The organism is Romboutsia sp. BSD2780061687b_171204_C1 (assembly GCF_015560225.1).
Classification (GTDB): domain Bacteria; phylum Bacillota; class Clostridia; order Peptostreptococcales; family Peptostreptococcaceae; genus Romboutsia_C; species Romboutsia_C hominis.
Map to the genome: position 1 here is coordinate 1 of NZ_JADMRK010000021.1, position 13,511 is coordinate 13,511.

A 13,511-nucleotide genomic window follows, 5' to 3' on the forward strand; every position below is an offset into this window, starting at 1 on the left:
CTTTAAATACGACACATGGGAACTTTAAATGCGACACATGGGAACTTTAAATACGACACATGGGAACTTTAAATGCGCCAGTATTATGAAATTGACGTAATTAAAGTTTTATATTAAATTATAGAGAGGGTTAAAAAGAATTGTTGGGTGGAGGTATTGGAATGTATACAAATGAAAAAAATATAGTTATGAAAAATAATATAATTATAAAGGCTAAATACAATATATCTACATTAGAAAATAGGATATTTTTAATGTTATTATACAAATTACAAAAGAATAATGATGATGTAATTAAATGTGAAATATCTCATGAAGAATTTAAAACTATAATAAAGAAAAAGCAGACTAGTTCAATAGATTCAATTTCAAATCTATTAGTTAATTTAAGAAAACAGAGTATTTATTTTAAAGATGATGAAGGATGGGGTGAGTATGGTTTTATAAATGGTTTTAAGTATATAAAATCTAGAAAAACCTTTAAAATTGAAGCATCTAAAGAGATTCATACATATATAAGAAATTATTTAGAAATTGGATACACACCTATTAATTTATCTATATTCTTTGGACTTATAAATCCAAATTCTCAGAGATTTTATGATTTATTAAGGCTTTGGAGTGGAACAAAGTCTATTATAAATTATAGAATAGATGAACTTAAAGAACTTTTAATGCTTGAAGATAAGTATGATAGATATAATGATTTTAAAAGACGTGTAATACTTCCAGCAATAAAGGAGCTTAATGAAACTGGATATTTTGAAATAGATTTTAAGGAAAATAAAGTTGGTAGAAAGGTTGATTCTATAGATTTTATTTTGAAAGATTTGGATAAGCGAAAGTATTTTACTAAAGATATTGTAGAGGAAGTTCCAACATTTGAAAAAGTTGCAATTACTTGTGATGATAAAGTTGAAAAAATAGATAATGTAGTTGAGGTTGATATAAATAAAGATACAGATTTATTTATTCCAGATGAAAAGGTATTTACTAAGGGGACTTTAAGAAGTTTTAGAAAAGATTTTAAAGATATTGATTTTAAAAATGAGTATATGGAAAGAGCTTTTGAAGATGCTGTTATGATAACTTTTGATAGAGATGATGTAGAAACTATTAAAGCTAACTCGTATAAGTTTTTTAAGGGAACTTTAGACAATAAAATAATTGAATATAAAATAGAGGAACAACGGGATATAGAACATAAAAATGAAATGGAAAAGTATTGGTAATATAAAGAAAAGTTGATGACAGTAATATTTAAATAACATTATACACCTCCCTTATATCAATTAATCCTCAATAAGATACTCTAGAATTTATCTAGAGTATCCTATCAAGACTAATTGTATTGCTTATTTCATTTCTACTGTTGGTTGAGTTGTTTGCATTTCAACTTGTGGTACTTCTTCCTTAGGTTGCTCTAGTGCTTCCTCTTTTGGTTGTTCAGGAACTACTGGTGCTTCTTCCTTAGGTTGCTCTGGAACTACTGGCTTTTCCATCTCAGGCTTAGCTTGTGGTTGCTCTTGTACTTCAGGCTTAGTTTGTTGCTCTTCAGGTTTAACTTCTTCAGTTGGTTGTTGCTCTTCAACATTTTGTTGTTCTTCAACAACTGGTTCATCTTCTTTTACTTCAGGTTCTTCTTCAGTTGTTCTTAAAGATTTAGTTCCTTCAACAAACTCTAGAGTTGCATATACTGACCAAGAACCACCTTTATTAACTGCGTGGAATCCGAAACCTGTTGCTTGGAAGTATTCATCTAACATAGCGGCATTATGTCCTGCAGAGTTTCTCCATGCAGAGAATATTTTATTAGCTAATGCTTTAGCATCTGCAGAGTCTAATTCACCGTTAGGGCTGAATGCAACTAGAGCTATATTCTCACCGTGGCTATTTCCGAATTGAGGGAATTTACTTGGAGCATCTTGTCCTCCTATAGTGTGGTCAAATACACCAGTATCTGCCATGCACTTAGACCAAGCATTTGCCATACCTTCTAATCTACCTAGAACTTGTAGTGGTGCTTGACCATTAGCCGTTCTGTGTGCATTAACTAGAGCATACATTTCATTTGATACCATAGCTTTAAACTGTGCACTGTTAGGGTCTGCCATACCTGTTTCTGCTTTCTTCTCAACTGTTACAGTTACTGTCTTACTTGCAGTTAACCCCCATTGGTCAGTTGCTTTTATAACTAGAGTGTAAGTGCCAGGTCTATTAGTATCAACTTTATCACCAGTTATATCTACTGCTATTGCCTTACCTTCACAGTCAGTTGCACTTGCACCTAACATTGAGTTATTGAATGCTTCACCTTGCTTTATAGTTACGTTGTTACCTTTAACAGTTGGGGGTGTCTTTATTGTATCTGTTATAGAATTTAAACATTCTTGATATACAGATGAATCAATTCCTCCAACTCGTATAAGACTACTTGCACCTTTTAATATTGATTTATCAGTTCCTTTTTCAACTAATACAATTGGTTTTCCTAAACTAGATGAAGTTAGAGCATCTACTAGATTCCATCCCTTTGTTAATATAAATTCATTTGCATTAGGATAGAAGTATTTATTCACTTTTTTATTTGTTTCAAATCTATCTTTACCATGCAATCTCGTTGCATTAGTCTTATTTGCTAAGTCATTACTCATTACACCAGAACCACCAATTACATAGTTCTTAGTTTTACTTGTATTAAAAGGTATTTCTTTACCATTAGTTAATATTATTGGTTGACCTTTTTTATTTGCTACAGACCCTATACTCATAGCATCTGCTTCACCTTTATATCCATTAGCTAAATAGATTTCAGATACTGGCTTTATTTCAGATATTTCTTTTGCAACTGCATAAGATGTTTTTAATCTATCACTTCCCTTTAATCTTTTAATGCTTATTCCCTTGTTTTTGATTTGACTTTCGACTTTCGAGCTTATCGCATTTTCCCCTCCAACTATGTATACCTTCTTTACACTAGACAATCTACTTAATGTCTCATTCGGAATATTATCCTTCTGCGTTAGCAATATAGGTGCATTTAACACTCCTGATAATCCACTAGCACTTAATCCGTCTGCTAGACTATTGTCTCCATTAACTAATATTGCAGTTGAAAATGTTTGTCTGTCAGATATTTTTCCAGCTGTTTCATAACGATTAGAACCTTTTATTTCTTCTTCTAGAATAGCCAATTTGGTATTTGCATTTATACTCATAGGTGTAGATAAAATTATACCTAATGCTATTATATTTATTAGTTTCTTTTTCATATGATATAATATTCCCCCTCCTTTTATATTTCATGGAACATTATACCATATTAAATGACTTGTCTACTGTGTTTAATTTCAATATATATATATATATAATTTGATACGAAATAGTTAGAAACAAAGTGTTATCAAAGAACTAACAAATTAATTCTAGTACCCTATAATAAAAAACTTCTATCAAATGTCTAAAAGTTCATCATCTTCTAAAGAAAGTTCGAAAGTTTCAGCTCGTTCTCTTTCAATAATATTATTAGAGAAAGTTTTAAGGCAATCAGTGTCAAGTTTTATATTATAGATATTTTCTAAATGATTCTTAACTGTTTTAGGAGATATATTTAATTTCCTAGCAATTTGGTAATTACGTAATCCTTGTTTTTTCCAGTAATTACATAGAATAAACCTTTCTAACTTTTCAATTTCTTGAGATGTTTTGCCTAAAAAATTATCTCGCCTCTTATCCCTTCGATATTTAGCATTCTTCTTTTTATATTCTAAAGACTTTGATTCAACCCATTTATAGTATGGTTCAAAATAATTTCGATTAGATATTTTTATGAGTTCTGGTACGCCAGTAAAATCTAAAACAGACTGTTTAAATTGGGGGCTATTCTCTTTGTATACAACATACAGATCGCTCAAGTCATAAATAATATTATTTAAACAATCGCATACAATATCAATTCTTTCTCTAGATATATTGTATTGATTGTTTGAGTTATATTCTTTAGTTAGAAGAGATTCTAGCTCTTTTATATTATTTATTAACTCCAATATTTTATTTAAATCTAAATTTAGCAATTTAATTTGAGAATTAATACATTTCAAATTTGTCTCCATGTCTGAAAGTTTAATGTATTTCATATATGTATCCCTCCTTTATTTAAAATAGTATAACACTAGTAAAATGGAAAAAAATAGAATATTAGAGATAAAATGGAACGATAAGAAAATAAATGGAAATACAAGAAATAAAATAGAACAATGACAAGAAATAAAATAGAATAACAAGAAAATAAATGGAATAATATTAAAAATATCTTGCTAAAAAAAATATATATAAAGTTTTTTTAGTTTTAAGTATATTTTTTATATAAATGACTAAAAGCATTGTAGATCAATATAGGTGCCTATTTTTACAAAAAAAACATTAAAAAATAATCAATAATTAATGTATTGAACCTACGTCAATTTATTATAGTGCTGTATAACAATATGATAATAATAAAAAAGAAGAAGAAAAATGCGCAGGTGAAATAGTAATGGTAATAAACTAATTAATAGAAAGTTAACATCTAAAGTATCGTCTTATTTATGTTTGAGAAGAGTATTATCTACTTAATAGAGAGAGGTTAATATTTAGGGTGGGTCATGTTTAAATCACCACTTATAGACATATAAACTGGGAGAATTTGAAGTTAACTCGTAGAAATTAACATACATAAAGTTGTTGTACCGAAATATAATGAAGTGGAGCTATAGAGGGTTCTCTAGTATGTATACATAGATCAAATATACTAGTATATTTGAGACTTTAAGTAATAAGTACTTGATGAAGGGAGGTTAATGGTTATAACTGAGTTTGAAATGTTAGAAGCGATAAGAAATAACATCATTAATGCTTTAGATATCTTAAGGGACAGTACATATATGGTTGAGGATTTTAAGATATGGTTGAATGGAATATATAAAGAAATGCAAAACCAATGTTTAAACTCAAATAATGTCTATGAACTGGTAGAGGATATCTTAAGGGATTTAAAATCAACTCATCATAAATATCTAAAGAAAGTTATTGAGTCATATTTAGAAGAACTATTAGAAATGGAAGTCTGCATGTTCGAAACTGATGCTAACCGAATTAGGGAAGCACTGAATAATTTATATGATATGGAAGAAATTGATAACAAGTTGAAATCTAAATTGCAACTATAAAAGTTTTAACTAAAGGAGAATTTGGTAAGTGTGAATGAAAGTAAATACATCAAACAAACGTTGAATATGTATAATGCATTGCTAGATTTAAAAGAGCAAATTGATTCTAGCAACTTAAAAGAACATGGAGTTAAGAAGTTTATGAATGGTCGCGTGAAAAGCATGGAACATAATTGGGGTAAACATGTTGAAGCCAAATGTATTTTAGGAAGCGCCATTGACCTTAAATTTAAAAATGTACTAAAAGAGTTAAAAAGTAAGTTAAATTCTAATGATATATCTAAAGTAACTTTTGAATTAGAGAAAAAAGATATTATAATGCTTGCTAATTCAATGGGTCGAGTTGAACTTAATGCAGAAAAAATTGAAAATATTCTAGCTACTGACATCTCTAGAACGGTGCAAAAACTCGACTGTTTAAGGATTGAGATTGAAACAGATGTAAAAAGTGTTAAGAAAGATATAGAAAGGATTATTGAAGATTATCCAGAAACTCATATCGTAAAGAAATTAGCAGATAACTTTAAATATGAATGCGAGAGGATACAGATAAAATTTAATAGAATGCTGGATGGCATAGATATATTTCTGGAGATTAAAAATAATAACCTCTAGAGAATCAGTTACATCTATAAATATGCAAAATAAAAAACAAAGTAAAGTGCCATAAATTTACTAACTAACTTTAAAATAATAAGGCGAAATCACATAATTACTTTAAAAGTGTAGATTTTAGAATGTTTACTATAATTAAGTTTATAGATTAAGTAATAATTAGTGTAATTGATTAAAGCCTATAAGCATTGCAAATACTGTAAAGTAGCTTGTTTGACTTTTAACTAGTCCGAAAATACATATTTAGGAACTAGTTAAAAAATATTAAAAGTTAGATAGATACATTGAGGTGTTAAATCTACTTAAACTCATAAATAGGTGATATAACAATATGAGAATAAAAAAAGAAGAAGGTGCAGGTGAAATAGTAATGGTAATAAAATAATTAATAGAAATTTGACATTCAAACAGCATAATTCTCATACTCCGCTAGACATGAATCGAAATTGTTAGAACATATTAGAGATATACCTTAAAAATTATATTACTAATGAGTTATCAGAAAGTTATATTGATATATGTGAAATGCTACAAAGTAAATCTAATAGGCTATTAGATGTAATTATTTAACTAGAAGTTAAAAGTAATAATCTCTAGTTAATCAATTACATCTATAAAGCATTGATACTATCCCCTTAGATATCGAATGAGGGGATTTTTATTATGAAAATCTAATTCATAAATTAATGAAAACAAAGGAGATATCACCAATGGAAAGGTATATGACAATAGGGGTCAATGAAAGTATATGCCCAATATTACAAATTTATATGTGGAACATGATAGAACGAATAGACATACATAAAGACTACTTACAGATATTTAGATTAACTTCTAATAATAATAAGGTTATTATAGAGCATGAGCAAGAACAACCTAAATATAAAAATTCTATTATAGTAAATGAAGTTACTTTAGAAAGAGATTTAAAGATTTATATTATTATAGAAAATGATTATGCAACAATGATGTTATCAGAAGAATACTAATATGTTACACAAAGAACTTAGCTATAGTATTGCTTTAGCCACTACAACAAATTACAATTGTAGTTGAGGTGATTAAATGAATACTATTGAATTTGAATCATTAGATATAAACGCTAAAGTAAAATACTTAAATGCTAAATTAAAAGAAGGTAATACTGTTATACGAATACGTGAAGATATTGGAATTTCAGAAAAGTATTTACAGAAGGAAATCAAAAAAGGTGGATTTAAATATAACCAAAAGCTAAGACAATACCTACCAACTACAGGAACCACTACAACATCCACTACTAACAACAATTTAGATGTAGTTCCTAACAACACACTTGTAGTGGATGAAAATAAGATGGGTGTACTAAATTACTTGGAAGATAATTTTAATATCCTAACTGAATTTTTAGAAAAGTATAAATCAACTACAGAAACCACTACAACATCCACTACACAAAGCATAGTTATAAATTTAGTTGATGATAAACATTTATCTCCTAAACCTAAGTCAATTAGGATAAATGAATTCGTTTATAGAGATTGGCAAAAGTTTTGTGAAGATAATAAATATTATTCAAAGCAAGAATTAATTTCAATGGCTCTAAAAGAATATATGGAGAATCACTCTAAGTAAAGTTTAGACTTAAGTTACAAGCTATAATATAATCTAAATATATAATTTATATTTAGGGGGTAATTATGGCATATCAAAGTGAAACACAATTAGAAGAAAATCTAATTAATCAACTTGTAAACCAAGGTTTTAATAGAGTTAAAATATCTGATGAAGAACAACTTAAAAATAACTTTAGAAATGAGTTATTTGAACATAACAAAACTAAATTAAATAATGAACCATTTACGGATAAAGAATTTGAAAGAATACTTAGACACATAGAAGGAAAAAGTGTATTTCAAAGTGCAATGGTACTAAGAGATAAGTTTATATTAGAAAGAGAAGATGGTAGTGAGGTCTATATAGAATTCTTTGATACTCAAAATTGGTGTAAAAATAGATTTCAGGTAACTAGTCAAACAACAGTAGTTGGAAAGTATACAAATCGTTATGATGTTACATTGCTTATAAATGGATTGCCATTAGTTCAGATAGAATTAAAACGCAGAGGACTGGACTTAAAAGAAGCCTTTAATCAAATAAACAGATATAAAAAACACTCATACCAAGGACTGTATAGATATATTCAAATATTTGTAGTAAGTAACGGAGTAGATACAAAGTACTTTGCAAATAGTGATAAAGAAATATTATTTAGTCATACGTTTTTCTGGAGTGATGAATCAAATAATAGAGTAAGCAATTTAAAAGAGTTTACTCAAACATTCTTAGATAAATGTTTTATATCAAAAGTTATAGCAAGATATATGATAACTAATGAAACTGATAAATTACTAATGGTTATGAGACCATATCAAATATATGCAGTAGAAGAACTTGTTAAAAGAGCCTTTGAAACTAATAACAATGGATATATATGGCATACAACAGGTTCAGGAAAGACTCTAACATCTTTCAAAGCTAGTCAAATCTTAGCAAGAGAGCCCAACATAAGAAAAGTATTTTTCTTAGTTGATAGAAAAGATTTAGATTCTCAAACTTTAGCAGAGTTTAATAAGTTTGAGCCTGATAGTGTTGATACAACAGATAGAACAGATACTTTAGTTAAACAAATAAAAGATATAAATAAACCATTAATAGTTACAACAATACAAAAGATGGCTAACGCTATAAAGAATGATAAGTACTCTAAGATAATGAATCAATACAGAGATGAAAAAGTAATTTTCATAATAGATGAGTGCCACAGGTCTCAATTTGGAGATATGCATAAAGCTATAAATAAACATTTTGTAAATGCACAATACTTTGGATTTACAGGTACTCCAAGACTTAAAGAAAATAAAAGTCAGGATGGTAGAGCAACAGCAGATTTATTTGAAAAATGTTTACACCACTATCTAATAAAAGATGCTATAAATGATGGAAATGTATTAGGATTCTCAGTTGAATATATTAAAACATTTGATGGTGGATTTGATGAAGATGATGATGAAAAAGTAAAAGCAATAGACAAAGAAGAAGTATTTATGTGTGATGAAAGAATAGACTTAGTTGCAAATCATATTTTAGATATTCATAATTCTAAGACTAGAAATAAGCAATATACTGCAATATTTACAGTTCAAAGCATACCTATGCTTGTAAAATATTATGATACATTTAAGACTATTAACCATGATTTAAAAATAGCTGGAATATTTAGTTTTGGAGCTAATGAAGAAAGTGAAGGAAGAGATGAACACTCTAGAGATTCTCTTGAAAGAATAATTACAGACTACAATAAAATGTTTAACTGTAATTATTCAACAGATACATTCCAAAGTTATTTCTCAGATGTATCTAAAAAAGTAAAAGATGCGAAAATAGATATATTACTAGTAGTAAATATGTTCCTAACTGGATTTGATAGTAAAACATTAAATACATTATACGTTGATAAAAACTTAAAATTCCATGATTTAGTTCAAGCATATTCAAGAACTAATAGAGTTGAGAAATCAACAAAACCTTATGGAAATATAGTTTGTTATAGAAATCTAAAGAAAAGAACGGATGAAGCTTTACGCTTATTCTCACAAACTGATAATACTGATATTGTGTTGATGGAAAGTTATGAGCATTACTTGAATTTATGGCATACAGAACTTAAGAAATTAAAAGATTTAACACCAGAGCCAAGTGATGTAGATATTCTTCAAAGTGAAGAAGATAAAAAGAAGTTTATTCTAGCATTTAGAGACCTAACAAAACTTCTAACAAAGTTAAATACTTTTACAGAATTTGAATTTAAAGAAGAAAATCTAGGAATAAATGAACAAAGCTACCAGGACTATAAAAGCAAGTACTTTACAATATATGAAAGTGTAAAAAGACAAGAAGACCAAAAGACTTCAATACTAGCAGATATAGACTTTGGAATAGAGCTTATGAGTAGCGATAAAATAAATGTTAGTTACATCATGAATTTAATAAGAGATATAGACCTATCAAACCAAGAGAAAAAGGTTCGTGATATTAAAAATATAATAACAGAACTTGATAGAGCTGATAATGAAGACCTTAGACTTAAGGTAGATTTGCTTAAAGAATTTTTAAATCAAGTTGTTCCTAAACTCAATGAAAATGATGATATAGATTCAGCTTATGAAGAATTTGAAGAAGTAAAAAGAGAAGAAGAAGTAGATAACTTTGCCAATGAGATAGGTTTAAATAGATATAAAATAAAAAATTATATTTCAGAATATGAATACTCTGGGATAATAAATAGACAAGAAATAAGTGATGAAATAAAAACTGAATTAAAACCTAAGTTTACACTTAGAAGAAAAATAATAGACCAAGTTAAAAACTTTATTTATGACCATGTAAGAAAGTTTGCATAACAATAACTTTAGAAATAATTAAAGGCTAACCAATTAAAGGAGACAATACCATGCAAGTAAGTGCAAAACAACAAGAACAACAAAGAGAACTTCATACTAGATTATGGGCTATAGCAAATGACCTAAGAGGAAATATGGAAGCCAATGAATTTAAAAACTATATACTTGGACTTATATTTTATAGATACCTTAGTGAAAAAGTTGAGAAGAAAGCTAATGATTTATTATCAGAAGACGATATAAGCTATTCTAAGGCTTGGGAAGATGATGAATATAGAGAAGGGTTACAAGAGGAGTTCCTAGAGCAATTAGGATACTTTATAGAGCCTCAGTACCTATTCTCTACATTACTTCAAGCAATAGAAGATGGTAAGTTTGATATAGAAATGCTTCAAGGGGCAATAAATGATATAACTGAATCTACATTAGGAGCAGATAGTCAAGATGACTTTGATCATTTATTTGATGATATGGACTTAGGTTCTACAAAGCTAGGAAGAGATGTAAAGAGCCGTTCAAAACTAATAGCTAAAGTAATGGCAAACATAGCAGAAATAGACTTTGCACATGAAGATTCTGAAATAGATGTACTTGGAGATGCTTATGAATATTTAATATCTCAATTCGCTGCAAATGCAGGAAAAAAAGCAGGAGAGTTCTATACTCCACAACAAGTATCAAAAATATTAGCTAAGATAGTAACAGTTGAAAAAACTGACTTAAGAGATGTTTATGACCCAACTTGTGGTTCAGGTTCACTATTACTTCGTGTAGCTAAAGAAGCAAATGTTAGAAAGTTCTACGGACAAGAACTTACATCAACAACATACAACCTAGCTCGTATGAATATGTTACTTCACGATATAGACTATACAAACTTTGATATAAGAAATGATGATACATTAGAAAACCCACAACATGACGGTATGAAATTTGAAGCAATAGTTGCAAACCCTCCATACTCAGCTAAATGGAGTGCAGACCCTAAATTCTTAGATGATGAAAGATTTAGTGCTTATGGAAAGTTAGCTCCAAAATCAAAAGCAGACTTTGCATTTGTTCAACATATGATTCACCATTTAGACGATAAAGGAACAATGGCAGTCGTATTACCTCATGGTGTCCTTTTTAGAGGTTCAAGTGAAGGTTTAATACGAAAATACCTAATAGAGGATAGAAACGTCTTAGACGCCGTTATAGGGCTTCCTAGCAATATATTCTATGGCACAAGTATCCCTACAGTTATTTTAGTATTTAAAAAGTGTAGAGAAAATGGAAATAATATATTATTTATAGATGCATCAAATGAATTTGAAAAAGGCAAGAATCAAAATAACTTAACTGATGCTAATGTTGAAAAGATAGTTGATACTTATGTTAAACGAGAAACTATTGACAAGTACAGTTATGTAGCAAGTATGGACGAGATAAAAGAGAATGATTATAACTTAAACATACCAAGATACGTTGATACTTTTGAAGAAGAAGAGCCAATAGACTTACAAGCTGTTAGTGAAAGAATATCAAACATTGATAAAGAGATTGCTAGTATTGATGAACAGTTAGCAGTTTATTTAAAAGAGCTTGGATTATAAGGGGAGGTGGATATAATGAGTAAGACACCGAAACTTAGATTTAAGGAATTTAGTGGAGATTGGGAAAGCAAAAGGTTAGGAGAACTTGGAGAGTTTAGAAAAACATATTCATTTTCAAGAAATGTAGAGGGAGAAGGAAATTATAAACACATACATTATGGAGATATCCATATGAACTACAAAGGTATTATAAGTAAAGATAAATTAATACCAAGTATAGATATACCAAATAATGATCATTATGAATTCATAAAAGAAAGGGATATTATATTTGCAGATGCATCTGAAGATAGAAAAGATTTAGGTAAAATTGCAGTTGTAAGAAATATAGAAGGCAAGATACTTTCTGGACTGCATACTTTTTGCTTTAGACCAAAGGAATCTTTAAATGGTGAGTTTTTCTTAAATCATAGTTTAAATAAAGAGTATTTAAAGTTTATATATACTAGAGGAAATGGTGCTAAGGTATTAGGTATATCTAAATCAAATTTATCAGAATATAAATTTTTAGCTCCCTCGATAGAAGAACAAGATAAAATAGCATCATTCTTTTCTTTAATTGATGATAAGATTTCTCTTCAAGATGAGAAGGTTGAGGCTCTTAAAGATTATAAGAAGGGTATGATGCAAAAGATTTTTAGCAGGGAGTTAAGGTTTAAGGATGATGATGGTAGAGATTATCCTGAGTGGGAAGAGAAAAAAATAAAAGAGATGGAGTTGTATATATCTGATGGAAATTATGGAGAAGCATATCCGACAAGTAGTGATATGGTTGAAGAAGGGGTTCCATTTTTAAGAGGTAACAATATAAATAATGGATATTTAAATTTTAATGATATGAAGTATATAACTCCTGAAAAGCATTCTGAATTATTATCAGGTCATATAAAATCAGAAGATATTATAATTACTGTACGAGGAGACATTGGAAAAGTTGGATTTGCGACATGCGAATATGAAGGAGCAAATATGAATGCACAATTAGCATTAATTAGAGTCAAGTGTAAAAAGATTGATGCTAGATATCTTCATCAATATATGAATACAGCTGAATTTTATAAAGAAGTATTAAAGAGACAAACTGGTACTGCATTAAAACAGTTACCTATAGGAAAATTGAAAGATATTTCTTTAAAATTACCTAATATCGAAGAGCAAAGGAAAATATCTTTAATACTATGTGGATTAGACTCTAAATTAGAAAAAGAACAAGAAAAGTTAGATTCTTTAAATAAATATAAAAAAGGATTATTGCAACAGATGTTTGTATAATAAAATAAGTTCATGATAAAATGAAAACTAAAGGCAGAGAAATCTGCCTTTTTCTTTTTTAATATGTCAATCTGATATTAAATATAATATTTTGATAATGGTTTAAATAATTTTGTTATTTTTTAAAAAATAGGACAGAAAAGTATATAAGAAATACCTTTACTAGTCTTTACTCTTATTTAAGAAAGTATTTATAGTATTTATAGTATTTATAGTATTTAGGCATACCTCAAACCATTTGAAATACTTATATTAATTGAGTTAAATGCGACACATGGGAACTTTAAATACGACACATGGGAACTTTAAATACGACACATGGGAACTTTAAATGCGACACATGGGAACTTTAAATACGACACATGGGAACTTTAAATGCG

The 13,511-nt window shown here is 28.5% G+C and carries 10 protein-coding genes; 8 read left to right on the forward strand and 2 right to left on the reverse strand.

All coding sequences use genetic code 11. The features are described 5' to 3' along the window. The first annotated feature begins 161 nt into the window (after positions 1-161). Positions 162-1,232, forward strand: a complete 1,071-nt coding sequence (locus I2H23_RS14795) for a replication initiation protein (protein ID WP_195582005.1) — start codon at positions 162-164, stop codon at positions 1,230-1,232. A 123-nt stretch (positions 1,233-1,355) separates the two neighbouring features. Here I2H23_RS14795 and I2H23_RS14800 read toward each other — a convergent pair whose 3' ends face one another. Beyond that, positions 1,356-3,272: a cell wall-binding repeat-containing protein gene (locus I2H23_RS14800; protein WP_195582006.1), complete on the reverse strand. Its 1,917-nt coding sequence runs from the start codon at positions 3,270-3,272 to the stop codon at positions 1,356-1,358. Between the two features lie 180 nt (positions 3,273-3,452). Next, the gene (locus tag I2H23_RS14805; protein WP_195582008.1) at positions 3,453-4,136 is read right to left on the reverse strand and encodes a response regulator transcription factor; all 684 of its coding nucleotides are present in this window, start codon (positions 4,134-4,136) and stop codon (positions 3,453-3,455) included. A gap of 702 nt (positions 4,137-4,838) precedes the next feature. On the opposite strand from I2H23_RS14805, the gene I2H23_RS14810 reads away from it, so the two are divergent. From I2H23_RS14810 to I2H23_RS14840, 7 genes are all read left to right on the forward strand, one after another. Next, entirely contained in the window at positions 4,839-5,207 is a 369-nt protein-coding gene (locus I2H23_RS14810; RefSeq protein WP_195582010.1) for a hypothetical protein, read from the forward strand. Between the two features lie 30 nt (positions 5,208-5,237). After that, positions 5,238-5,822 carry a hypothetical protein gene (locus tag I2H23_RS14815; RefSeq protein ID WP_195582012.1) on the forward strand — a complete coding sequence of 195 codons (585 nt, stop codon included), beginning with the start codon at positions 5,238-5,240 and terminating at the stop codon, positions 5,820-5,822. 710 nt (positions 5,823-6,532) lie between these two features. Continuing rightward, a complete protein-coding gene (locus tag I2H23_RS14820) occupies positions 6,533-6,811 on the forward strand; it encodes a DUF960 family protein (protein ID WP_243248329.1) in 279 nt (92 codons plus the stop codon). Positions 6,812-6,887: 76 nt separating this feature from the next. Next, positions 6,888-7,436, forward strand: a complete 549-nt coding sequence (locus I2H23_RS14825; RefSeq protein ID WP_195582014.1) for a hypothetical protein — start codon at positions 6,888-6,890, stop codon at positions 7,434-7,436. 65 nt (positions 7,437-7,501) lie between these two features. Beyond that, positions 7,502-10,264, forward strand: a complete 2,763-nt coding sequence (locus I2H23_RS14830; protein WP_195582016.1) for a type I restriction endonuclease subunit R — start codon at positions 7,502-7,504, stop codon at positions 10,262-10,264. A gap of 50 nt (positions 10,265-10,314) precedes the next feature. Continuing rightward, the gene (locus I2H23_RS14835; protein ID WP_195582018.1) at positions 10,315-11,859 is read left to right on the forward strand and encodes a type I restriction-modification system subunit M; all 1,545 of its coding nucleotides are present in this window, start codon (positions 10,315-10,317) and stop codon (positions 11,857-11,859) included. Positions 11,860-11,874: 15 nt separating this feature from the next. Further along, positions 11,875-13,131, forward strand: a complete 1,257-nt coding sequence (locus I2H23_RS14840; RefSeq protein WP_195582020.1) for a restriction endonuclease subunit S — start codon at positions 11,875-11,877, stop codon at positions 13,129-13,131. Positions 13,132-13,511 lie beyond the last annotated feature (380 nt).

Bases quoted from the DNA above. Each gene is read 5' to 3' on its own strand.
- I2H23_RS14795 (WP_195582005.1), top strand. From the start codon at position 162: ATGTATACAAATGAAAAAAATATAGTTATGAAAAATAATATAATTATA.
- I2H23_RS14800 (WP_195582006.1), bottom strand. From the start codon at position 3,272: ATGAAAAAGAAACTAATAAATATAATAGCATTAGGTATAATTTTATCT.
- I2H23_RS14805 (WP_195582008.1), bottom strand. From the start codon at position 4,136: ATGAAATACATTAAACTTTCAGACATGGAGACAAATTTGAAATGTATT.
- I2H23_RS14810 (WP_195582010.1), top strand. From the start codon at position 4,839: ATGGTTATAACTGAGTTTGAAATGTTAGAAGCGATAAGAAATAACATC.
- I2H23_RS14820 (WP_243248329.1), top strand. From the start codon at position 6,533: ATGGAAAGGTATATGACAATAGGGGTCAATGAAAGTATATGCCCAATA.
- I2H23_RS14825 (WP_195582014.1), top strand. From the start codon at position 6,888: ATGAATACTATTGAATTTGAATCATTAGATATAAACGCTAAAGTAAAA.
- I2H23_RS14830 (WP_195582016.1), top strand. From the start codon at position 7,502: ATGGCATATCAAAGTGAAACACAATTAGAAGAAAATCTAATTAATCAA.
- I2H23_RS14835 (WP_195582018.1), top strand. From the start codon at position 10,315: ATGCAAGTAAGTGCAAAACAACAAGAACAACAAAGAGAACTTCATACT.
- I2H23_RS14840 (WP_195582020.1), top strand. From the start codon at position 11,875: ATGAGTAAGACACCGAAACTTAGATTTAAGGAATTTAGTGGAGATTGG.